A 21146-nucleotide genomic window follows, 5' to 3' on the forward strand; every position below is an offset into this window, starting at 1 on the left:
CGGCCCCGCCCCGACCCCGTGGAGCAGTGGATGAGCGAGTTGAGCAACCTCCCGTACCTGGCCAGCGCGGCGCTGGGCCACGCGCCTCTCGCCATCGTGTACGTCGTCGGCGTCATCGTCGCAATCGCCACCTGGTCGCGCCACCCGCGGCGCTCGGGACTGGCCGCCGGCGGACTGGCCCTGCTGCTGGTGATCCAGATCGCCACCTTCCTCTGGCAGCTGTACCTGCCGGCGCTGTACGCCCACCTCCAGGACGCGGCGGGCCTGGGCACCTGGGTCACGGTGTTCTCCCTGGCCACCGCCCTGCTGTCCGTCGTCGCCTGGGTGCTGGTCCTGATGGCGCTGTTCGCCCGCGAGCGCGGCGGCTCCGCCGCGGGCGGCCCGAACCCGCCGCAGGACGTCCCCGGCAACCCGTACCACCGGCCTCCGGCGGTCTGAGCCGCGGCCACCGGGGGCGGCCGGGCCGGTTCGGCCCCGGCCGGGCCGCCGTGGCAAGGTCGTGGCATGCCCTCCGACACACGGCTCCACCCGCTGCGGCGCGCGGCGGGCGCGGTGGCCGCCGCGCCCGCGCCGCTGCTGGTCCTGGTCGGCATCGTCTCCGTGCAGGGCGGGGCCGGTGTCGCCAAGAACCTCTTCGGGGAGCTGCCACCCGACGCCGTGGTGTGGCTGCGGCTGCTCACCTCGGCGCTGGTGCTGGTCGCCGTCGCCCGGCCCGTGCTGCGCGGCCACTCCCGGCGCGACTGGCTGGTCGTGGTCGGCTTCGGCCTGGCGCTGGGCACGATGAACTACGCGATCTACCAATCCTTCGCCCGGATCCCGCTCGGCGTGGCGGTCACCATCGAGTTCCTCGGCCCGCTGGCGGTGGCGATCGCCGGCTCCCGCCGCTGGACGGACCTGGCCTGGGTGGCGCTCGCCGGCGGCGGCGTGCTGATGCTCACCCGGGGCGACACCGGCGACATCGACCTGGCCGGGGTCGCGTTCGCGCTGCTCGCCGCGGTCTGCTGGGCCGCCTACATCCTGCTCAGCGCGGCCACCGGCCGGCGCTTCCCCGGCGTCAGCGGGCTGGCGATCGCCAGCGTCGTCGCGGTGGCCGCGATGACGCCGCTCGGCGTCGCGGCCGGCGGCTCCGACCTGCTCCGCCCCGAACTGCTGGCCATCGGCCTGGCCGTCGGCCTGCTGTCCTCGGTGGTGCCCTACACCCTCGAACTGCTCGCGCTGCGGCGGCTGTCCACCCGGGTCTTCGGCATCCTGATGAGCCTGGAGCCGGCCGCCGCCGCCCTCGTCGGCGTCCTGCTGCTCAGCGAGCACCTGTCCCCGCTGCAGTGGCTGGCGATCGGCTGCGTGATCGCGGCCAGCGCCGGTGCCACCGCCCAGGCCCGCCGGCCCCGCGCCGAGCCGGAACCGCCGCACTAGCCGGGAACACGACCGGGCCCGTCAGACCTCGGCGGTCGCGGGGACGGCGCCCGCCGGCGCCTCCGGCCGCTCGGTGAGCGAGAAGAATAGCCGCAGCAGCGCCACCCACAGCACGATCGCACCGAGCACGTGCGCCACCACCAGCGCCTCCGGCAGCGCCAGCGCGTACTGGACGTAGCCGATCACGCCCTGCGCGGCGACGGCGGCGATCAGCACCCAGCCGTACCTGCGGGTGTCGGCCGGGGCGCCGGTGCGGTAGAGCACTACGAGCAGCGCCACCGCGAACAGGGTGGTGACCCAGGCCAGCACGGAGTGCACCCGGGCGACCTCGTGCAGGTCCAGCGGCCAGCGCGGCGAGGCGGCGTCTCCGCCGTGCGGGCCGGTGCCGGTGGTGACCACCCCGGCGACCAGCACCGCCGCCCCGGCGAGCAGCAGCGCGTAGCCCAGGTAGCGGGCGGCGGGGTGGACGCGCGGCACGGCGGGCGCGGTGCCCTCGCGGACGCGCACGTACAGCGCCACCGCCGCGACCAGCATCGCCATCGAGACCAGGAAGTGGGCGCCGACGGCGGCCGGGTGCAGGTCGGACCAGACGGTGATGCCGCCGACGACCGCCTGCCCCAGGCAGCCGGCCGGCTGGACCAGGGCGACGGCCAGCAGGCGGGGACGGCCGGGGAAGCGCCGCCAGGTGGCGATGGTGACGATGAGGGCGACCGCGAGCACCACCGAGGTGAGCGTGCGGTTGCCGAACTCGATGAAGGCGTGCACGGTGCCCAGCGCCTCACCGGTGGGCACCAGGCTGTCCGCGGTGCACAGCGGCCACTCCGGGCAGCCCAGGCCCGACTCGGTGACCCGCACGGTCGCGCCGGTCACCGCGATGAGCATGTTCACCGCGATGCCGGCCAGCGCCCAGCCGCGCAGCGAGCCGGTGGTCGGCCGCAGGAAGGAGTCGAGGACGGCGCGCACCGGCCGGGGCAGCCGTTCGGTGAACCCGGGCGGCGGCTCGGGCGGTGCGGGGGCGGCCGATGGCGTGCGCGGGGACGCGGAAGACATACGACGCATCGTAGTAGATCGGCCGCGGCGCCTTGACCCGCCCGGGGAGAGCCGCGGTGAGCTGCTGCTTCGCCACCGCTTAGGGCGCGCGGCGCCGCCCCGGGCTCAGCCCTGGTTCTGCGGCCAGCCGCCGCCCGGTGCCCCGCCCTGCTGCTGGGGCCAGCCGGGGTTCTGGGAGGGCTGGGGCTGGGTGGCGGCCTGGCCGCGGCTCGGCGGGCCGGCCGGCCACGGCGGCTGCTGGGGACCGGTGCCCGGCTGCTGGGGGCCGCCCGGGGCCGGGCCGGTGGGCATCGGCCGCCAGGGCTCGCGGCGCAGGAAGCCGGAGTCGAGCGAGGAGCCGCCGGTCCACACCGGGGTGGGCGGCTGCGGGACGTGCTGCAGGAAGGTGCGCCGCGCCTGGTGCATATGGGCGAGGTAGGCGTCGCGCAGCACCGTCCAGTCGCGGTCGGCGACACCGTGCTCGACCTGGCGGTGCAGCGAGGCCAGCTCGACGGCGGCCAGCTGGTAGGCGCCCATCGCGCGGCGGCCGCGGCCGCCGCCCGCCTGCTGGGCCCAGCGCCTGGCCTGCCGCCGGTTGCCCATCGAGCTGAGCATCGCGATGTCGGTGTCGGTGACGAGGCCGGTGGGGATGTAGGCGGGCAGGTACCGCGAGATGGTGGCCACCACCCGGCGCCGGTCGACCGCCACCACGACCAGGATCATCACGAGCACCAGCACCATGACGGCCATCGCCACGTAGTTCAGGATGCCGAAGGGCGTGCTGCCGTTCCACAGGGCGTGCAGCGCGACCGCGCCGAACCAGCCCAGCACGCAGAAGACCACGCGCAGCGCCCCGCTGCGGTTCATCGCCGCCGAGGCGATGCCGATGCCGATCATCGCGGTGAAGACGGGGTGCAGCAGGCCGAGCATCACACCGCGGGTCAGGAACAGCTCGATCATGTAGTCGGGGGCGAAGCCGCCGGCCAGGAAGAAGCCGTAGTTCAGGTAGTACAGGATGTTCTCGACCCAGGCGAAGCCCAGGCCGACCAGCATGCCCAGGATGATGCCGTCGGAGACCCCCGCGATCCGGCGCCGCCGGAACCACAGGTAGCCCAGCAGCACCATGCCCTTGAAGCTCTCCTCGACGACGGGGGCGCCCACCGCCGCGCCGAGGTAGTCGCCGAAGCCCTCGCCGAACATGGGCACCAGCACCATGCCGATGACCGTGTTCATCACCAGCGAGGCCAGGGTGGCCACGCCCGAGCCCCACAGGAAGGCCACCAGCAGCAGCTTGGTGGGCTGCGGCTTGAGGCGGTCGAGCAGCAGCACGGCGGTGCCCCACACCGGGAGCGGGACCACGGCCAGCAGCAGCGCGAAGACGAACGCGCCCAGGAAGCCCGGAAGCAGGCCGGCGCCGGTGAGCCCGGTGACGCCGAGGTACAGCAGGAACAGCAGCAGGCACAGGGCGCTGCCGATGAGGGTGACCAGAACTCCCCCGGACATGCGGCCCTGAGGACGCCGCTTCAGTACGGCGGTGGCGTCGAGTCTGCTTCCGGTTTCGGGCATGGCCGACAGCGTAACGCTCTCACGAGGGGCTAAACACCTCGAACGGGCGCCGAGCAGGTCACCGACCGGTTTCGGCCGGACACGGGCGGCACCCGGCGGGCGCGGCCGCCCGCGCGGCTCAGCCCTCGCGGCCGCCGCCGTAGGGCAGCCAGGTCGGCGCCTCCTCGCGGACGAAGCCGGACGGCGGCGCGCTGCCGGCGATCCACTCCGGCGGCACCGAGGGGCGGGCGCCCCGGCCGAAGGCCACCCGGGCGACGTGCATCAGCGCGAGCAGGCCGTCGCGGCGCAGCGGCCAGTCGGGGGCGGCGATGCCGTGCTCGACCCGCCAGTGCAGCAGCGCCAGCTCGGTGGCGGCCAGCTGGTAGTCGGTCATGGCGGCGCGCCCCTGGCGGCCGCCGGCCCGGTCGGCCCAGCGGCGGGCCCGCCGCCGGCCGCCCATCGTGCTGAGCATCGCGATATCGCCCTCGGTGACCAGGCCGGTGCCGGTGTAGGCGGGCAGGTAGCGGGCGATCGTGCCGATCATCCTGCGCCGGTCCAGCCACATCAGCGCGAGCAGCACGATGAGCACCAGCAGCAGGAAGCCGTAGGCGATCGAGATGCCGGTGGAGCCGAAGCCGGTCGAGCCGTTCCACACGCCGTGCAGCACCACCGCGCCCAGCCAGCCCGCCAGCGGCGCCGCGACGCGGGTGAGCCGGCGCCGGCTCATCGCCGCCACGGCGACGCCGATGCCCAGCATCGAGGTGAACAGCGGGTGCAGCAGCGGGGTGACCACGCCGCGCAGGAAGAAGACCTCCAGCAGCCGCGAGGCGCCCGCGTCCAGGTAGCCCTGGACGTAGTACTGGACGTTCTCCACGCAGGCGAAGCCGAGCCCGACGAGCGCGGCGTAGCTGATCCCGTCGGTGATGCCGTCGATCTCGCGGCGCCGGAACCATAGGAAGCCGATCAGCACCAGGCCCTTGGTGGTCTCCTCGACCAGCGGCGCGCCGACCGCGGCGCTGATGTAGTAGCCGCGCTCGGCGCCGAAGGTGGGCAGGGTGTAGAGGACCAGCCCGAGGGTGTTGAGCACGCTGGACAGCGCCACCGCCACCCCGGCGCCCCACAGGAAGGCCAGCCACAGCAGCCGGGCCGGCTCGGGTTCGAGCCGGTCGAGCCAGAGCACGCCGTTGACCAGCAGCGGCACCGGGGCGAAGGCGAGCAGCAGCGCCGGCACCACGTCGGTGCCCGAGTTGAACAGGTCGAAGCCGAGGCCGCCGAGCAGGCACACGACGCTGAACGCCATGGTGACGGCCAGGCCGACGGAGTGCCGTCCCGGGCGACGCCCGTCGAGGATGGCTTGGGCGTCCAGCGCAGGCATGGCACGAGCCTAACCAGTCCGGCGCTTCCCGTCCCGGCACTCCGGAGAGCGGCCGCGGCGCGGCGCCGGCTCAGCCGCTCCAGGGCAGCAGCGGGTCGACCGCGACGGCGGTGAACAGCAGCGCGAGGTAGACGTTGGACAGGTGGAAGAAGCGCATCGGGCGCAGGTGCACCCCGCCGCTGGAGGCGGTGCGGGCCAGCAGGCGGTGCGCCTCGAAGAGGATGACCGCGCCGAGCACCCCGGCGACCGCCGGGTACACCGGCCCGGTGCCGGCCACCGGCCACAGGGCCAGCGAGGTCAGCACGGTGGCCCAGGTGTAGAGCACGCTCTCCAGCGCCACCCTCCGCTCGGTGGCCACCACGGGCAGCATCGGCACCTTGGCGAGCGCGTAGTCCTCGCGGTAGCGCATCGCCAGCGTCCAGGTGTGCGGGGGCGTCCAGAAGAACACCACGCCGAACAGCACCAGCGGCGGCCAGTCCAGCGTGCCGGTGATGGCGGCCCAGCCGATCAGCACCGGCATGCACCCGGCGATGCCGCCCCACACGACGTTCTGGGCGGTGCGCCGCTTGAGGACCAGCGAGTACACGAAGACGTAGAACAGGATCGCCGAGAGCGACAGCAGCGCCGACAGCGCGTTCACCGCCAGCCAGAAGCCGACCGTGGAGCCGGCGCCCAGGACGACGCCGAAGGTGATCGCGCCGCGCGGGGTGACCTGCTCGAGTGCGAGCGGGCGGCGGCGGGTGCGCCGCATCTCGCGGTCGATGTCGCGGTCGATGTAGCAGTTGATCGCGTTGGCGCTCGCCGCCGACATGGTGCCGAACACCAGGGTGGCCGCGGCCGTCCACAGCGGCGGCACGCCCCCCGCGGCCAGGAACATCACCGGGATGGTGGTAATGAGCAGCAGCTCGATCACCCGCGGCTTGCACAGCGCGACGTAGGCGCGCACGTAGGCGCCCAGGGTGCGGGCCCGGGGCGCCCCGGCGGGGGCGCCCGGCCCCTCCGCGGGCTCCGGGGCCGACGTGGACGGCCGCGCGGGGTCGTTCAGCAGCGTCATGGGCACCGCATTCCCGGGACGGACGCGCGCGCGGGCGGCGGGGCCGTCGCGGATCGCGGAGCAGACAGGGACACGCCTCAACCTCGACAGTGTGTTCGTGGCCACCGGCGCGCAGACGGCGGTGGTGCGGACCGAGCGGGGGCCGCGGCTCGCCAGAGCGGGAACCCCTCGTCAACGACTCACTGTAGTACTAGCCCGCGGCACGGGCGGACCGGGGTCGCGTGCGCGGGCCCCGCGCCCCGGAAACGGCCCGCGGGGCACATGACCACGCGCACCGGCGGGCAGGAGGAACCCGGACATGTGACGAGAGTCAAACCGACCTGACACCTCGCCGCCGCGGTGGGCGGGAATGCCACTGAGTACGTGCGCCTTACGGGACGGTGCAAGGGATCCGACGATAGGCTCGGCCCCGGTTGCCGGGGTCGGCCGAGGCTGCGACGGGTCCGCGACCGAACAGCAGGAAGGGGCACGGTCGGCACGAGGACGACGGCGGGTCGCCGTCCGCCGCGAGGCGGAGGCGGGCGGTCCGGCGGGATCCGCGCTGGCGCGGCCGGGTGCCCGGGATACCAACGCAGCAGCGAAAGGAGCCCTGAGCTCGCAGTGAGCAACGAGATCTCGACGTCACTGGAATGGTCCGACCTCGACCGGCGCGCCGTGGACACCATCCGCGTCCTGGCGATGGACGCCGTCGAGAGGACCGGGTCGGGGCACCCGGGCACCGCGATGAGCCTGGCGCCCGCGGCCTACCTCCTGTTCCAGCGCCTGATGCGGCACGACCCCAGCGACCCCGCCTGGGTCGGCCGCGACCGGTTCGTGCTGTCGGCCGGCCACTCCAGCCTGACGCTCTACATCCAGCTCTACCTGGCCGGTTACGGCCTCACCCTCGACGACATCAAGGCGCTGCGGCGCTGGGGCAGCCTGACCCCCGGGCACCCCGAGCACGGCCACACCGCCGGTGTGGAGACCACCACCGGCCCCCTGGGCCAGGGCCTGGGCAACGCGGTGGGCATGGCGATGGCGGCGCGCCGCGAGCGCGGCCTGTTCGACCCCGAGGCCGCGCCGGGCACCAGCCCCTTCGACCACCACGTCTACGTGATCGCCTCCGACGGCGACATGCAGGAGGGCATCAGCCACGAGGCGAGCGCCCTCGCCGGCCACCAGCGGCTGGGCAACCTGGTGGTGATCTACGACGACAACAAGATCTCCATCGAGGACGACACCGCCGTCGCCATGTCCGAGGACGTCGCCGCCCGCTACGAGGCGTACGGCTGGCACGTCCAGCGGGTCGACTGGACCGAGTCCGGCGAGTACCGCGAGGACGTCGACGGCCTGTACCGGGCGCTGGTGGCGGCGCGGGCCGAGACCGGCCGCCCGTCGCTGATCGCGCTGCGCACGATCATCGGCTGGCCGGCCCCCAACAAGCAGGGCACCGGCAAGGCCCACGGCGCGGCGCTGGGCGCCGACGAGGTGGCCGCCACCAAGGAGATCCTGGGCTTCGACCGCGACGCGCAGTTCCCGGTCGAGGACCGCGTGCTGGAGCACGCCCGCGCCGTGCTCGCCCGGGGCAAGGACCGCCGCGCCGAGTGGGAGAAGGGCTTCGCCTCCTGGGCGGAGTCCGCGGGCGAGCGCAAGGAGCTGTTCGACCGCCTGGCCGGCGGCGCCCTGCCCGAGGGGTGGACCCGCGCGCTGCCCGTCTTCGAGCCCGACGCCAAGGGCATCGCCACCCGCAAGGCGTCGGGTCAGGTGATCAACGCGATCGCCGCGGAGCTGCCCGAGCTGTGGGGCGGCTCGGCCGACCTCGCCGAGAGCAACAACACCACCATCGAGGGCGCGCCGTCGTTCATCCCCGAGGAGCACTCCACCAAGTCGTGGACCGGCAACCCCTACGGCCGGGTGCTGCACTTCGGCATCCGCGAGCACGCCATGGGGGCGATCCTCAACGGCATCGCGCTGCACGGCCCCACCCGCCCGTTCGGCGGCACCTTCCTGGTGTTCAGCGACTACATGCGCCCGTCGGTGCGGCTGGCCGCGCTGATGAAGCTGCCGGTCACCTACGTGTGGACCCACGACTCCATCGGCCTGGGCGAGGACGGCCCCACCCACCAGCCGGTCGAGCACCTGTGGGCGCTGCGGGCCATCCCCGGCCTGGACGTGGTGCGCCCGGCCGACGCCAACGAGACCGCGGTGGTGTGGCGCACCATCCTGGAGCACCGCGACCGCCCGGCCGGGCTCGCGCTGACCCGGCAGAACCTGCCGGTGCTCGACCGCACCCGGGTCGCCTCGGCCGAGGGCGCGGCCAAGGGCGGCTACGTGCTGGCCGAGGCGTCCGACGCCGCGCCGCGGGTGATCCTGATCGCCACCGGCAGCGAGGTGCCGATCGCGCTGGAGGCCCGCGAGCTGCTGGAGGCCCAGGGCACGCCCACCCGGGTCGTCTCGATGCCCAGCGTGGAGTGGTTCAAGGAGCAGGACGACGCCTACCGGCAGCAGGTGCTGCCGCCCGCCGTGCGGGCCAGGGTCTCGGTGGAGGCCGGCATCGCCCAGGGCTGGCGGGAGTTCGTCGGCGACGTGGGCGAGTCGGTGAGCCTGGAGCACTTCGGCGCCTCCGCCCAGTACACCGCGCTCTACGAGCAGTTCGGCATCACCGCCGAGCGGGTGGTGGCCGCGGCGCACTCCAGTCTCGCCAAGCTGAACGATGACGTGTGAACGACCGAGGGGGCCGCGTGCGGCCCCCTCGCCGCTTCCGGCGGCGCGGTGCCGCCGGGCGGCCGTGGACGAGGACGTGAACGAGGAGATGGGGAAGAGCGAATGAGTGACATCCTGGCCAGGCTCTCCGGCGAAGGCGTCGCCGTCTGGCTCGACGACATCAGCCGCGAGCGGCTGCGCACCGGGAACCTCGGCGAGCTGGTGCGCGACCGACACGTGGTGGGCGTCACGTCCAACCCGACGATCTTCGCGAGCGCGCTGAGCAAGGGCTCGGCCTATGACGAGCAGCTGCGCGACCTCGCGCGGCGCGGCGTCGACGTGGGCGAGGCGGTGCGCGCCATCACCGGCTACGACATCCGCTGGGCCGCCGACGTGCTGCGGCCCGCCTACGACGCCTCCGGCGGCGTCGACGGGCGGGTCTCGCTGGAGGTCGACCCGCGGCTGGCCCACGACACAGAGCGCACCATCGCCGAGGCGCGGGCGCTGTGGTGGCTGGTGGACCGGCCCAACCTGTTCATCAAGATCCCCGCCACCCTGGAGGGGCTGCCCGCCATCACGGCGGCGCTGGCCGAGGGCATCAGCGTCAACGTCACGCTGATCTTCTCGCTGGAGCGCTACCGCGCGGTGATGGACGCCTTCCTGGCCGGCCTGGAGCAGGCGCGCGAGGCCGGCCGCGAGCTGTCGGCGATCTCGTCCGTCGCCTCCTTCTTCGTCAGCCGGGTGGACACCGAGGTGGACAAGCGGCTGGAGAAGAACGGCAGCGACGAGGCGCTCGCGCTGCGCGGCAAGGCCGCCATCGCCAACGCCCGGCTGGCCTTCCAGGCCTACGAGGAGGTCTTCTCCTCGGCGCGCTGGCAGGCGCTCCAGGCGGCGGGCGCCCGCCCGCAGCGGCCGCTGTGGGCCTCCACCGGGGTGAAGGACCCCGACTACTCCGACACCCGCTACGTGGTGGAGCTGGTCACCGCCGGCACGGTGAACACCATGCCCGAGGCGACCCTGGAGGCGACGGCCGACCACGCCGAGCTGCGCGGCGACACCGTGCGCGGCTCCTACGCCCAGGCGCAGGCCGACATCGACGCGCTGGCCGGGGTCGGCGTCGACTACGACGACGTGGTCGAGGTGCTGGAGGCCGAGGGCGTGCAGAAGTTCGAGAAGTCCTGGGAGCAGCTGCTGGAGACCGTCAGCGGCGAGCTGGCCAAGGCGGCGGAGGGGGTCGACGCCCGATGAGCACCACCGCAGGCGACGGCTCCGCCACGGCGGCCGGCGGCGTGTCGGTGGCCGTCGGCGGGGCGGCGCGCGCCGCCCAGGCCGAGGCGCTGGCCGAGCTGGTCCGCGACAAGGTGGCCGGGCGGCTGGCCGGCAAGGACGCCACCCTGTGGGGCGAGGAGGCCAGGGCCGAGGCGGAGATCCGGCTCGGCTGGATCGACCTCCCGTCCAGCTCCCGCGCGCTGCTGCCCGAGCTGGACCGGCTCGCGGCCGAAAGCCGCGAGGCGGGCCTGGACCACGTCGTGCTGGCCGGCATGGGCGGCTCCTCGCTGGCGCCCGAGGTGATCGCCGCCGCCTACGGGCGACCGCTCACCGTCCTGGACACCACCGACCCCCACCAGGTGCGGACCGCGCTGGCCGAGCGGCTGGAGCGGACCGTGGTGGTGGTCTCGTCCAAGAGCGGCGGCACCGTCGAGACCGACAGCCACCGCCGCATCTACGAGGCGGCCTTCCGCGAGGCCGGCATCGACCCGGCCGAGCGGATCGTGGTCGTCACCGACCCCGGCTCGCCGCTGGAGGCGGCCGCACGCGAGGCCGGGTACCGGGTGGTGCTGGCCGATCCCAACGTCGGCGGGCGCTACAGCGCGCTGACCGCGTTCGGGCTGGTGCCCAGCGCGCTGGCAGGCGTCGACGTGGCCGAGCTGCTCGACGACGCCGCCGCGGCGGCCGCCACCCTGGCCGGCGACGACGACAACCCCGCGCTCGCGCTGGGCGCGGCGCTGGGCGGCTTCGGCCGGGCCGGCAACGACAAGGTCGTCATCGCGCCCGCCACCGGACCGGGCGGCGCGCAGCTGCCCGGCTTCGGCGACTGGGCCGAGCAGCTGATCGCCGAGTCCACCGGCAAGAACGGCCGCGGGCTGCTGCCCGTGGTGGTGGAGTCGGCCGACGCCCCCGGCTTCGCGCCGGCCGCCGACACCCACCTCGTCACGGTGGGCCCGGTCGGCGCCCCGGCGGCGCCCGCCGCCGACACCCATGTCGCCGGCGGGCTCGGCGGCCAGTTCCTGGTGTGGGAGTACGCCACCGCGGTGGCCGGGCGGCTGCTGGAGATCGACCCGTTCAACCAGCCCAATGTGCAGGAGTCCAAGGACAACACCAATCGGCTGCTGGCCGAGGCCGGCGACGGGCCGCTGAGCGACGCCCGTCCGCTGCTGGTCGACGGCGCCGTGGAGGTGCACGCGGCCGACGCCGCCGTGCTCGGCGGCGCCGCCGACCTCCCCGGGGCGCTGGCCGCGCTGGCCGGCGCGGTGCCGGCCACCGGCTACCTCGCGGTGATGGCCTACCTGGACCGCCTGGGCGACGCCCCGGCCGCGCGCACCCGCGCGCTGCTGGCCGAGCGCCTGGACCACCCCGTCACCTTCGGGTGGGGGCCGCGGTTCCTGCACTCCACCGGCCAGTACCACAAGGGCGGCCCGGCGCAGGGCGTGTTCCTGCAGATCACGGGCGAGTCCGCCGCGGACGTCGCGGTCCCGGGCCGGCCGTACTCGCTGGCCCGGCTGCAGCTGGCGCAGGCGCTCGGCGACTTCGGCGCGATCAGCGGGCGCGACCGCCCCGTGGTCCGGCTGCACCTGCGCGACCGGGCGGCCGGGCTGGCCCGGCTGCTGGCCGCACTCGAGTCCGTACCCGAAAGGTCCGCCCGATGAGAGAACCCGCCATGCCGGGCGCCGTGCCCAACCCGCTGCGCGACGTCCGCGACCGGCGGCTGCCCAGGATCGCCGGCCCTTCGGTGCTGGTGCTCTTCGGCGTCACCGGAGACCTCGCGCGCAAGAAGCTGATGCCCGCCATCTACGACCTCGCCAACCGCGGGCTGCTGCCGCCGGGCTTCGGCCTGGTCGGCTTCGCCCGGCGCGACTGGGAGCACCAGGACTTCGCCCAGGTCGCCTACGAGGCGGTGCGCGAGCACGCCAGGACGCCCTTCCGCGAGGACGTCTGGCGCCAGCTCAGCGAGGGCGTGCGCTTCGTGCCCGGCGAGCTGGACGACGACGCCGCCTTCGACCGGCTCGCCGAGACCGTCAGGGAGCTGGACGAGCAGCGCGGCACCGGGGGCAACTACGCCTTCTACCTGTCGCTGCCGCCCAAGCTCTTCCCCGACGTGGTGCGCCAGCTGAAGCGCTCGGGCCTGTCGGAGAGCGACGAGCGCTCGTGGCGGCGGGTGGTGATCGAGAAGCCCTTCGGCCACGACCTGGCCAGCGCCCAGGACCTGAACCAGATCGTCGACGACGTCTTCCCGCCGCAGTCGGTGTTCCGGATCGACCACTACCTGGGCAAGGAGACCGTCCAGAACATCCTGGCGCTGCGCTTCGCCAACACCCTGTTCGAGCCGATCTGGAACCGCGGCTACGTCGACCACGTGCAGATCACGATGGCCGAGGACATCGGGGTGGGCGGCCGCGCCGGCTACTACGACGGCATCGGCGCGGCCCGCGACGTCATCCAGAACCACCTGCTGCAGCTGCTGGCGCTGATCGCGATGGAGGAGCCCACCTCCTTCGGCGCCGACGCGCTGCGGGCGGAGAAGGAGAAGGTCCTGTCGGCGGTGGTGCTCCCTCGCGACCTGGAGGGGGCCACGGCGCGCGGGCAGTACGCCGCGGGCTGGCAGGGCGGCAGCAAGGTGCGCGGCTACCTGGAGGAGGACGGCATCCCGGCCGACTCCCGCACCGAGACCTACGCGGCGATCAAGCTGGAGGTCGACTCCAGGCGCTGGGCGGGCGTGCCGTTCTACCTGCGCACCGGCAAGCGGCTGGGCCGCCGGGTGACGGAGGTGGCGCTGGTCTTCCAGCGCGCGCCGCACCTGCCCTTCACCACCACCGAGACCTCCGAGCTGGGCCACAACGCGCTGGTCATCCGGGTGCAGCCCGACGAGGGCGTCACCCTGCGCTTCGGCTCCAAGGTGCCGGGCACCGCGATGGAGGTCCGCGACGTCAACATGGACTTCGCCTACGGGGCGTCGTTCACCGAGGCCAGCCCCGAGGCCTACGAGCGGCTCATCCTGGACGTGCTGATCGGCGACCCGCCGCTCTTCCCCCGCCAGGAGGAAGTGGAGCTGTCCTGGCGGATCCTCGACCCGATCATCGAGCACTGGGCCGAGACCGGGAAGCTGGACCAGTACCGCTCCGGCACCTGGGGGCCGGCCTCGGCCGACGAGCTGCTGGCCCGCGAGGGCCGCGTGTGGCGCAGGCCCTAGCGGGCCGGCGCCGGAGGAGACTGCGACGACCATGACGCTGAACCTGCCGAAGACCACCACCTCGGCCATCGCCGACGCGCTGATGAAGAGCCGGCACCGGGTGGGCGGCGGCACCATGGGCATGGTGCTCACCCTGGTGATCGTCACCGACGAGGCCAACCACTACGACGCCCTGCGCGCCGCCACCGAGGCCGGGCACGAGCACCCCTGCCGGGTGCTGGTGCTCATCCAGCGCGAGCCGCACGCCGAACCGCACATCGACGCCGAGATCCGCAGCTCCGGCGAGATGGGCCCCGGCGAGGGCGTGCTGCTGCGCACCTACGGGGCGCTGAACCGGCACGCCGACGCGGTGGTGATCCCGCTGCTGGTCCCTGACGCGCCCGTCGTGGTGTGGTGGCCGGCCGCCGGCCCCGCCGCCCCGGCCAAGGACTCCGTCGGGGTGCTGGCGCAGCGGCGGATCACCGACTCCCAGAACGCGTCCGACCCGGTCCGCGCCCTGGTGGACCGCACCGCCCACTACACCCCGGGCGACACCGACCTCTCCTGGGCCCGCATCACCCCGTGGCGCACCCTGCTGGCCTCGCTGCTGGACCAGCCGTGCGAGTGGATCAGCGCGGCCACCGTCGCCGCCGAGGCCGACCTGGCCAGCGCCCACCTGCTCGCCTCCTGGCTGGAGTCCAAGCTCGGCGCCCCGGTGACCATGCAGCGCTCCGACGGCCCGGGCATCACCGAGGTGCGCCTGTCCACCGCCGAAGGCGAGATCGCCGTCGAGCGCCCCGACGGCCGCACCGCCACCCTGGTCTACCCGGGCAAGCCCGACCGCACCGTCGCCCTCCCCCGCCTGTCGGCCGCCGAGGCCATGGCTGAAGAGCTGCGCCGCCTGGACCCCGACGAGGTCTACGAGGAGGCCGCCCAGCACCTCCTGCAGACGCACCGCTCGGCGCAGCCGGCGGGGTGACTCCGGCGGGCGCGGTCGGCGCCCGAGAACCGCCATCAGGTCCCCGCCGGTCCGGCGGGGACCTCGCCTTGTCAGAGGTCGCCGCTACCGTCCGCAACGGCAGATGCACAGCGTGTGCGAGAGGCGGCGAACGTGGATCCCGATGACTTCCCTGACTGGCTGATTCCGCCGACGCGGGGATTCACCGCCGACGACCTGGACCGCATGCCCGGCCTCCGCCCGCACACCGAACTGATCGACGGCAGCCTGATCATCCCTGGCTACCAGACGGCCTTCCACTCGGCGACCATCTCCGCCCTCGGCTTCGCGCTGCACGACGCGGTGCCTGAGGGCCTGCTCGCCCGGACCAGGATGACCATCCGGCTCGGTCCCCGCCAGCGGCCCGAGCCCGACCTGGTGGTCATCTCGGCCGAAGCGGAGACCGGCCTGGACCAGACCTGGTACGCGGGCGAGCACGTGCGGCTCGCCGTGGAGGTCGTCATGCCGGAATCCGAGCTGCGCGACCGGCTGCGCAAGCCGCAACTCTACGCCGAGGCGGGCATCCCGCATCTGTGGCGCGTCGAGGGCGTGCGCGGGAAACCAGCGGTCCACGTCTACGAACTCGACCCGGCGACACGCGGCTACGCGCTCACCGGTGTCCACCGCGAGCGGCTGAGGCTGACCGTGCCGTTCGGCATCGATATCGATCTCGCCGGGATCCGTCACCGGTAGCCCGCTCCGACGGCGCCGCACCGGTAGGTTGGACCCATGAGCACCCCCACGGTCCTGGTGTACAAAGGTTCTGAGCCGTTGGCGCGGGCGGCGGCGGCGCGGGTGGTCACCCGGCTGGTCGAGGTGCAGGCGGCGAAGGGCTCGGCCTCGGTCGTGCTGACCGGCGGCGGGGTCGGCACGGCGGTGCTGCGGGCGGTGGCCGAGGGTACGGCGCGTTCCGCGGTGGACTGGTCGCGGGTCGACTTCTGGTGGGGCGACGAGCGCTTCCTGCCGACCGGGGATCCGGAGCGGAACGAGACCGGGGCGCGCGAGGCGCTGCTGGACCGGGTGCCGGCGGACCCGGCGCGGGTGCACGCCATGCCGGCCGCGGACGGCCCCGACGGCGACGACCCCGAGCGGGCGGCCGAGCGCTACGCCGCCGAGCTGCGCCGGGCGGCGCGGCCCGAGGACCACGGCCCGGTGCCCTCCTTCGACCTCTGCCTGCTGGGCGTCGGCCCCGACAGCCATGTCGCCTCGCTGTTCCCCGGCATGCCCGCGCTGTACGAGACCGAGCGCACCGTGGTGGCGGTGCGCGGCGCGCCGAAGCCGCCGCCCACCCGGATCAGCCTCACCCTGCCCGCGATCCAGGCGGCCCAGCAGGTGTGGGTGCTGGCGAGCGGCGCGGAGAAGGCGCGGGCGGTGCGGCTCGCGCTGCTGGAGTCGGGGCCGGTGCAGGTGCCGGCGGCGGGGGCGCGCGGCCGCTCCCAGACGGCCTTCCTGCTCGACGAGGAGGCGGCGCGCTTCCTCCCCCGCGAGCTGAGCCGGCCCGCGTCGCCCTGAGTTCCGCCCGCGGCCGGTGGGCGAAAAGCGTCACCGTGTGCGACCGCGCCGCCGCGCGCCGAGGGCTTCGCGACGGCGGATCGCGGCGGACCCTGGGCTTGTGCGGTGAGATTGCTGGGAATCGGCTGAGCGACCCGAAGTACGGTCCGGAGCTGTCAGGGGTATGGCGTGTAATCGATACGACGTCCGGAGCGCCGCTTCCGTCCCCACCCGCCCCGCGGCGGCCGGCCGTCGAGAGCACGCACCCCGAACCAGGAGAACCCATCATGAGTGTGACCACGACAGCCGCGGCCTACCGCGGACCGGTCAAGTCCGAGGGCGGCGACGAGGACCAGGACTTCACCGGCCGCTCCGGGCGGGGCCGACCCGGCTGACACCCGGCCGCCGCCCGGATCGCCGTACGCGGACATTCGAACGGGTGTACGATTCAGGCGGCGAGACGGCATTACCGTATCCGAGCGAAGGGATCCACACCCGGTGGTCACCGAGGTCATCACGCGTAAGTTCTGCGACCCCCACGACGTCAAGGGCGAGAAGGTCGAGGCGACCGACGTCCTGCAGTTCGCCTGGGACGGCGTGGTCCGCGAGGTCGACTCCTGCGCGGAGTGCCGCAAGGAGTACGAGGCGTCCATCGAGCCGCTGGTCGACTACTCGCGCGCCGTCAAGAAGCGGCGCTCCACCGCCAAGGCGGGAGCCGCCGACCCCAAGGACGGCGACTCCGAGTAGTGGCAGGCGTCCGCGCAATGCGCCGGACCGCTCCCCCGCCGGGGGCGGTCCGGCGCATTGCGGTCGACCGCGCGCTCACCAGGGCACCGGACGGCCGTCCCTGAAGAAGCCGCCGGTGGGCCCGCTGTCGGGCAGGTCCACCGCCCAGCGCACACTGCGGGCTCCCTCGGCCACCGGACGGCCACCGGGGCCGCCCATGTCGGTGGCCACCCAGCCGGGGCAGACGGCGTTCACCAGGATGCCGTCGTGGCGCAGTTCGGCGGCGAGCATCCGCGTCAGCGCGCTCATCGCCGTCTTGGAGACCTTGTAGGCGGGGATTCCGCCGCTCATCCCCTGGAGCGTGGCCGCGCCGCTGGACACGTTCACGATCCTGCCGTGCTCGCTCTCGCGCACCAGCGGCAGCAGCGCCTGCACCACCTGCCAGGCGCCGAACAGGTTCGTCTCGAGCGCCTCGCGCACCACACCCAGATCGGCGTCGGCGGCGTTCTGCCAGGTGTCGTAGTGGATCGCGGCATTGTTCACCACGGCGTCGACGCGGCCGTAGCGCTCGCGCAGCCGGTCGGCGAGTCCGGCCAGGCTCGCGGGATCGGTCACGTCGAGCCGTTCGGCGAGCACCGTACCGGGGAGCCGGCCGAGCCGGCGGGCCGCCTCGCGGCCCTTGTCCGGATCGCGGGATCCGAGTACGGCGTGGTCGCCGTTCGCGGCGAACTGGCGCACCAGTTCGTAGCCGATTCCCCGGTTGGCGCCGGTGACCACCACTACGCGGCCCTGCCGCTGTGCATCGTCCATGTCCGTATTCTTCCGGTGCCGGGCAGGACCGCGAGTGGCATTGCACGGAGTCAGGAAGCGGGCTGCGGGCGCGCCTCGCGCTCCGGTTCCGGGCGGTCGCCGCGCAGCCGGCGGCCGACCAGCTCGTCGACGGACCAGCGGCCGCCGTTGAAGCCGAGCGCCAGTGCGGCGGCGCCCAGCGCCAGCACGAACTCGAAGCCGCCGTCGGCGAGGAAGAGCCCGGCGTCGGCGTGCGCGTACAGGAAGGCTCCCGCCATCACGGCGGCCAGGCAGATCCCGGTGAGCGGCAGCGCCGCCCCGAGCATCAGCAGCAGGCCGCCCAGCACCTCGGTGGTCATGGTGAAGACGGCGACGACGCCGGGCAGCGGAATGCCCATCGCCTCGAAGCCTGCCGTGGTCTCGCCGACGCCGGCGCTCACCTTCTGCAGGCCGTGCGCCATGAAGATGACGCCGAGGGACACGCGCGCGGCGAGGGCGGCGGCGTCAGCGAGATGGCGCCGGAGCGCGGGGGCAAGGAGTGGGGACACGATCGCACCTCATGGATCGACTCGCCCCCCTTGATGCTCGCGCCGCTCGAACACCCGTCACGTTAGCCACCGGGGACCACACGCCACAGCCACATCTGCCTTACCTGAACCGCATTCGGTAGCCGAATCCCGTAGCCATACCAGACCGGAACCGGTTGCGGTCCGTCACGCCGGCGGGCCGCCGGCCGCCGCCTCGGCATCGGCGCGTTCGGCGGCGTCGGCCACCGCCGTGTCGATGCGCTCGGCCATGTCCATGTCGTGCACGGTCAGCCCGCCCGAGTCGTGGGTGGTCAGCGCGAAGCGCAGCGAGGTGTAGCGGATGTCGATGTCGGGGTGGTGGTCCGCCTCCTCGGCGGCCGCGGCCACCTCGCCGACCAGCGCGATCGCGGCGGGAAAGCTCGCGGCCCGCGCGGTGCGCACGATCGTGTCGCCCTCGCGCCGCCACAGCGGCAGCCGGGACAGGCGGTCGGCGATCTCGTCCTCGGTGAGCAGCGGGCGCGCCATCGGTTCTCCTCTCGGTCGGCCCGGCCGGTCCGGGCGCACTGCCTTGGCCCTTCCCCGCGACGGGCCCGTCCATCCCGGTCCCGCCGCGGCGCGCCCGCCGCCGGGCCGGACCGTCGCGCAGGGTGACCGATCGGGTACCTTCGGCGCTGGTGTCATCGCGCCGCATCGGGACATTGGGTCCCGGGTCGAGAACCGTTGATGCGGAGTACGTATGAGTTTCTGGCGGACCAAGAGCGTCGAGGCGTCGATACGCGAGACCGACGAGCCGGGGCACCGGCTGCGGAAGAAGCTGACCGGGCTCGATCTGATGGTCTTCGGCGTCGGCGTCATCGTGGGCACCGGGATCTTCGTGATCACCGGTCAGCAGGCGGCGATGAACGCGGGCCCGGCGATCGTGGTCTCCTTCCTGATCGCCGGGGTCACCTGCGCGCTGGCCGCGCTGTGCTACGCCGAGTTCGCGTCCACGGTGCCGGTGGCGGGCAGCGCCTACACCTTCGGCTACGCCACCCTGGGCGAGTTCGTCGCCTGGGTGATCGGCTGGGACCTGGTGCTGGAGCTGGCGCTGGGCGCCGCCGTGGTGGCCCGCGGCTGGTCGGCCTACGCGCAGCTGCTGTTCGACCTGCCGCCCTCCATCGCCGGCGACGCCGCCGTGGTCGACGTGGCCGCGATCGCGATCGTGGTGGCGCTGGGCGTGCTGGCGGTGCTGGGCACCAAGCTGTCGGGCGTGTTCACCGGCGTGGTGGTGGCGATCAAGGTCGGCATCGTGCTGTTCGTGGTCGTCGCCGGGCTGCGCTACATCGACCCGGCCAACTACAGCCCCTACGTGCCCGCGCCGCAGCCGGCCGAGGGCGGGGCCGAAGGCGGGCTGCTGCACACGCCGCTCACCCAGGTGCTGCTCGGCCTGGAGCCGAGCCACTTCGGCCTGTGGGGCGTGGTGGCGGCCGCCTCGGTGGTGTTCTTCTCCTTCATCGGCTTCGACATCGTGGCCACCACCGCCGAGGAGACCCGCCGCCCGCAGCGCGACATCCCCGTCGGGATCCTCGGATCACTGCTAGTCGTGACGGTGCTGTACATGGCGGTTTCGGCGGTGGTCACCGGGATGCGGCCCTACACCGAGCTGAACACGGCCGCGCCGCTGGCCGAGGCCTTCGTGGGGGTGGGCGCCGACTGGGCGGTCGACCTCATCTCGGCGGGCGGCATCATCGGCATCACCACGGTGGTCCTGGTGCTGATGATGGGCCAGGCCCGGATCTTCTTCGCCATGGCGCGCGACGGCCTGCTGCCGTCCTGGCTGGCCCGGGTGCACCCCCGCTTCGGCACCCCGTGGGCGGTCACGGCCGTCACGGTGGTGATCGTGGCGGCGCTGGCCGGCTTCGTGCCGCTGGCGGCCCTGTCGGAGCTGGTCAGCATCGGCACCCTCTTCGCCTTCGTGGTGGTCTCGGTGGGCGTGGTGGTGCTGCGCCGGACCCGGCCCGACCTGCCGCGGGCCTTCCGGGTGCCGCTGGTGCCGCTGCTGCCCGGGCTCGCGGTGCTGGCCTGCCTGTGGCTGATGCTGAACCTGCCGGTGGAGACCTGGCTGCGCTTCGGGATCTGGATGGCGCTCGGCGTCGTCATCTACGTGCTCTACGGGCACCGCAACAGCCGGCTGGCCCGCCGGGAGCGGGAGGAGCGCGGCGGGTCCGGAAGCGGCGCCTGAGCGGACGGGTCAGGGCGTGCAGGGGGTCCTGGCGTACAGCCGCACGTAGTCGCTGTCGGCCGTCTGGGTGATCGACCACTGGTAGGTGCGCGGTGTGAGGGTGGCCGAGGCGGCGTCGGCGGTGGCCGAGACCCCGTCGGCGTCGTTGCTGAAGACCTCGGTGGCCAGCCCCATACCGGTCCAGGCGGCGACGGCGTCCTCGGTGAAGGCGTTGGTGTCGGCCATGTCCACCGGGCCGGCCAGGGCGGTCAGGTAGTACGCGTGGCCGCCGCCGTCGGCGCACTGGCGCTCGTTCGGCTCGACCTGGGCGGCGACGGCCGTCAGCTCCGCCGCGGCGGCCCGCTGCCGCAGCAGTGCGAGCAGTTCGCCGAGGTGGGCGGCTGCGAGCCCGCGCATGTGCGCCTGGGTGAGGACGGTCTCGCCCTCGGGGAGGTCGGCCAGTACGGCCGGGTCGCCCGACAGCGGCAGCGCGCTGCTCCCCGGCTCGGCGGACGCGGCCGTCGACTCGACCGCGTCGGTGAGCCCGGGGTCGGCCGCCTCGGTGCCGGGCGGCGGCGGATACAGCACCTCCACCCGCACCTCCCCCTCGCCCGCGGGCGAGGGAACGGTGACGTAGGGCTCGGGGCGGTCCAGGGCGCGCACCGCGAGGAAGCCGCCGACGGCGACCAGCACGAGCACCAGCAGCAGGACCAGCGCCCAGATCCAGGCCCGCGAGCCCCGTGCGCCGATCGGCTCGGGGTCGGGGTACAGCTCGTCCACGACCTCCGGGTCCAGCCCCATGCGCCCTGCTCCCCACCCCGTCGACCGACTCCGGTTGATCAGGGTAATGCGCCGGGACCGGTGCCGGGGG

At 74.0% G+C, this 21146-nt stretch carries 19 protein-coding genes; 11 read left to right on the forward strand and 8 right to left on the reverse strand.

The window, feature by feature from the left end; all coding sequences use genetic code 11:
• Positions 1-30 precede the first annotated feature (30 nt).
• On the forward strand, positions 31-438 hold the full coding sequence (locus CLV72_RS29120) for a hypothetical protein (RefSeq protein WP_106252865.1): 408 nt from the start codon (positions 31-33) through the stop codon (positions 436-438).
• Between the two features lie 66 nt (positions 439-504).
• Positions 505-1413 (forward strand): EamA family transporter, encoded by a 909-nt coding sequence (locus tag CLV72_RS29125; RefSeq protein ID WP_106252867.1) that lies wholly within the window; start codon positions 505-507, stop codon positions 1411-1413.
• A 21-nt stretch (positions 1414-1434) separates the two neighbouring features.
• Here the strand turns inward: CLV72_RS29125 and CLV72_RS29130 are convergent, their stop codons facing one another.
• From CLV72_RS29130 to CLV72_RS29145, 4 genes are all read right to left on the reverse strand, one after another.
• A complete protein-coding gene (locus CLV72_RS29130; RefSeq protein WP_245930512.1) occupies positions 1435-2463 on the reverse strand; it encodes a COX15/CtaA family protein in 1029 nt (342 codons plus the stop codon).
• A 105-nt stretch (positions 2464-2568) separates the two neighbouring features.
• Positions 2569-4008, reverse strand: a complete 1440-nt coding sequence (locus tag CLV72_RS29135; RefSeq protein WP_106252872.1) for a PrsW family glutamic-type intramembrane protease — start codon at positions 4006-4008, stop codon at positions 2569-2571.
• Positions 4009-4126: 118 nt separating this feature from the next.
• Positions 4127-5362 (reverse strand): PrsW family intramembrane metalloprotease, encoded by a 1236-nt coding sequence (locus CLV72_RS29140; protein WP_106252874.1) that lies wholly within the window; start codon positions 5360-5362, stop codon positions 4127-4129.
• Positions 5363-5432: 70 nt separating this feature from the next.
• Positions 5433-6416 carry a heme o synthase gene (locus CLV72_RS29145; RefSeq protein WP_106252876.1) on the reverse strand — a complete coding sequence of 328 codons (984 nt, stop codon included), beginning with the start codon at positions 6414-6416 and terminating at the stop codon, positions 5433-5435.
• 678 nt (positions 6417-7094) lie between these two features.
• Here CLV72_RS29145 and tkt point away from each other — a divergent pair.
• From tkt to CLV72_RS29185, 8 genes are all read left to right on the forward strand, one after another.
• Complete coding sequence (gene tkt, locus CLV72_RS29150) at positions 7095-9119, forward strand: transketolase (protein WP_245930519.1); 2025 nt, start codon at positions 7095-7097, stop codon at positions 9117-9119.
• A gap of 102 nt (positions 9120-9221) precedes the next feature.
• Positions 9222-10346 carry a transaldolase gene (tal, locus tag CLV72_RS29155; RefSeq protein WP_106252882.1) on the forward strand — a complete coding sequence of 375 codons (1125 nt, stop codon included), beginning with the start codon at positions 9222-9224 and terminating at the stop codon, positions 10344-10346.
• Entirely contained in the window at positions 10343-12025 is a 1683-nt protein-coding gene (locus CLV72_RS29160; protein ID WP_106252885.1) for a glucose-6-phosphate isomerase, read from the forward strand. The genes tal and CLV72_RS29160 overlap by 4 nt, the downstream gene beginning before the upstream one ends.
• Positions 12026-12036: 11 nt before the next feature.
• Positions 12037-13566, forward strand: a complete 1530-nt coding sequence (zwf, locus tag CLV72_RS29165; RefSeq protein ID WP_106252888.1) for a glucose-6-phosphate dehydrogenase — start codon at positions 12037-12039, stop codon at positions 13564-13566.
• A 31-nt stretch (positions 13567-13597) separates the two neighbouring features.
• The gene (locus tag CLV72_RS29170; protein WP_106252890.1) at positions 13598-14524 is read left to right on the forward strand and encodes a glucose-6-phosphate dehydrogenase assembly protein OpcA; all 927 of its coding nucleotides are present in this window, start codon (positions 13598-13600) and stop codon (positions 14522-14524) included.
• A gap of 132 nt (positions 14525-14656) precedes the next feature.
• Positions 14657-15235, forward strand: a complete 579-nt coding sequence (locus CLV72_RS29175; RefSeq protein ID WP_245930513.1) for a Uma2 family endonuclease — start codon at positions 14657-14659, stop codon at positions 15233-15235.
• Positions 15236-15271: 36 nt separating this feature from the next.
• Positions 15272-16054, forward strand: a complete 783-nt coding sequence (pgl, locus tag CLV72_RS29180) for a 6-phosphogluconolactonase (RefSeq protein WP_106252892.1) — start codon at positions 15272-15274, stop codon at positions 16052-16054.
• Positions 16055-16531: 477 nt separating this feature from the next.
• Complete coding sequence (locus CLV72_RS29185) at positions 16532-16780, forward strand: Lsr2 family protein (RefSeq protein WP_106252894.1); 249 nt, start codon at positions 16532-16534, stop codon at positions 16778-16780.
• A 75-nt stretch (positions 16781-16855) separates the two neighbouring features.
• On the opposite strand, the gene CLV72_RS29190 is transcribed toward CLV72_RS29185, so the two are convergent.
• From CLV72_RS29190 to CLV72_RS29200, 3 genes are all read right to left on the reverse strand, one after another.
• The gene (locus CLV72_RS29190; protein ID WP_106252897.1) at positions 16856-17569 is read right to left on the reverse strand and encodes an SDR family oxidoreductase; all 714 of its coding nucleotides are present in this window, start codon (positions 17567-17569) and stop codon (positions 16856-16858) included.
• Between the two features lie 50 nt (positions 17570-17619).
• Positions 17620-18096, reverse strand: a complete 477-nt coding sequence (locus tag CLV72_RS29195; protein WP_245930514.1) for a DoxX family protein — start codon at positions 18094-18096, stop codon at positions 17620-17622.
• 165 nt (positions 18097-18261) lie between these two features.
• Positions 18262-18600: a 4a-hydroxytetrahydrobiopterin dehydratase gene (locus CLV72_RS29200; RefSeq protein ID WP_106252899.1), complete on the reverse strand. Its 339-nt coding sequence runs from the start codon at positions 18598-18600 to the stop codon at positions 18262-18264.
• A 211-nt stretch (positions 18601-18811) separates the two neighbouring features.
• Between CLV72_RS29200 and CLV72_RS29205 the strand changes: the two genes are divergently transcribed.
• Complete coding sequence (locus CLV72_RS29205; RefSeq protein ID WP_106252902.1) at positions 18812-20296, forward strand: amino acid permease; 1485 nt, start codon at positions 18812-18814, stop codon at positions 20294-20296.
• A gap of 9 nt (positions 20297-20305) precedes the next feature.
• On the opposite strand, the gene CLV72_RS29210 is transcribed toward CLV72_RS29205, so the two are convergent.
• The gene (locus CLV72_RS29210) at positions 20306-21076 is read right to left on the reverse strand and encodes a hypothetical protein (RefSeq protein ID WP_106252904.1); all 771 of its coding nucleotides are present in this window, start codon (positions 21074-21076) and stop codon (positions 20306-20308) included.
• Positions 21077-21146: the final 70 nt, after the last annotated feature.

The organism is Allonocardiopsis opalescens (assembly GCF_003002095.1).
Lineage (GTDB): Bacteria > Actinomycetota > Actinomycetes > Streptosporangiales > Streptosporangiaceae > Allonocardiopsis > Allonocardiopsis opalescens.

Excerpts from the sequence above, each read along its gene's own strand:
- CLV72_RS29120 (WP_106252865.1), top strand. The coding sequence starts at position 31 with ATGAGCGAGTTGAGCAACCTCCCGTACCTGGCCAGCGCGGCGCTGGGC.
- CLV72_RS29125 (WP_106252867.1), top strand. The coding sequence starts at position 505 with ATGCCCTCCGACACACGGCTCCACCCGCTGCGGCGCGCGGCGGGCGCG.
- CLV72_RS29130 (WP_245930512.1), bottom strand. The coding sequence starts at position 2,463 with ATGTCTTCCGCGTCCCCGCGCACGCCATCGGCCGCCCCCGCACCGCCC.
- CLV72_RS29135 (WP_106252872.1), bottom strand. The coding sequence starts at position 4,008 with ATGCCCGAAACCGGAAGCAGACTCGACGCCACCGCCGTACTGAAGCGG.
- CLV72_RS29140 (WP_106252874.1), bottom strand. The coding sequence starts at position 5,362 with ATGCCTGCGCTGGACGCCCAAGCCATCCTCGACGGGCGTCGCCCGGGA.
- CLV72_RS29145 (WP_106252876.1), bottom strand. The coding sequence starts at position 6,416 with ATGACGCTGCTGAACGACCCCGCGCGGCCGTCCACGTCGGCCCCGGAG.
- tkt (WP_245930519.1), top strand. The coding sequence starts at position 7,095 with ATGGACGCCGTCGAGAGGACCGGGTCGGGGCACCCGGGCACCGCGATG.
- tal (WP_106252882.1), top strand. The coding sequence starts at position 9,222 with ATGAGTGACATCCTGGCCAGGCTCTCCGGCGAAGGCGTCGCCGTCTGG.
- CLV72_RS29160 (WP_106252885.1), top strand. The coding sequence starts at position 10,343 with ATGAGCACCACCGCAGGCGACGGCTCCGCCACGGCGGCCGGCGGCGTG.
- zwf (WP_106252888.1), top strand. The coding sequence starts at position 12,037 with ATGCCGGGCGCCGTGCCCAACCCGCTGCGCGACGTCCGCGACCGGCGG.
- CLV72_RS29170 (WP_106252890.1), top strand. The coding sequence starts at position 13,598 with ATGACGCTGAACCTGCCGAAGACCACCACCTCGGCCATCGCCGACGCG.
- pgl (WP_106252892.1), top strand. The coding sequence starts at position 15,272 with ATGAGCACCCCCACGGTCCTGGTGTACAAAGGTTCTGAGCCGTTGGCG.
- CLV72_RS29190 (WP_106252897.1), bottom strand. The coding sequence starts at position 17,569 with ATGGACGATGCACAGCGGCAGGGCCGCGTAGTGGTGGTCACCGGCGCC.
- CLV72_RS29200 (WP_106252899.1), bottom strand. The coding sequence starts at position 18,600 with ATGGCGCGCCCGCTGCTCACCGAGGACGAGATCGCCGACCGCCTGTCC.
- CLV72_RS29205 (WP_106252902.1), top strand. The coding sequence starts at position 18,812 with ATGAGTTTCTGGCGGACCAAGAGCGTCGAGGCGTCGATACGCGAGACC.
- CLV72_RS29210 (WP_106252904.1), bottom strand. The coding sequence starts at position 21,076 with ATGGGGCTGGACCCGGAGGTCGTGGACGAGCTGTACCCCGACCCCGAG.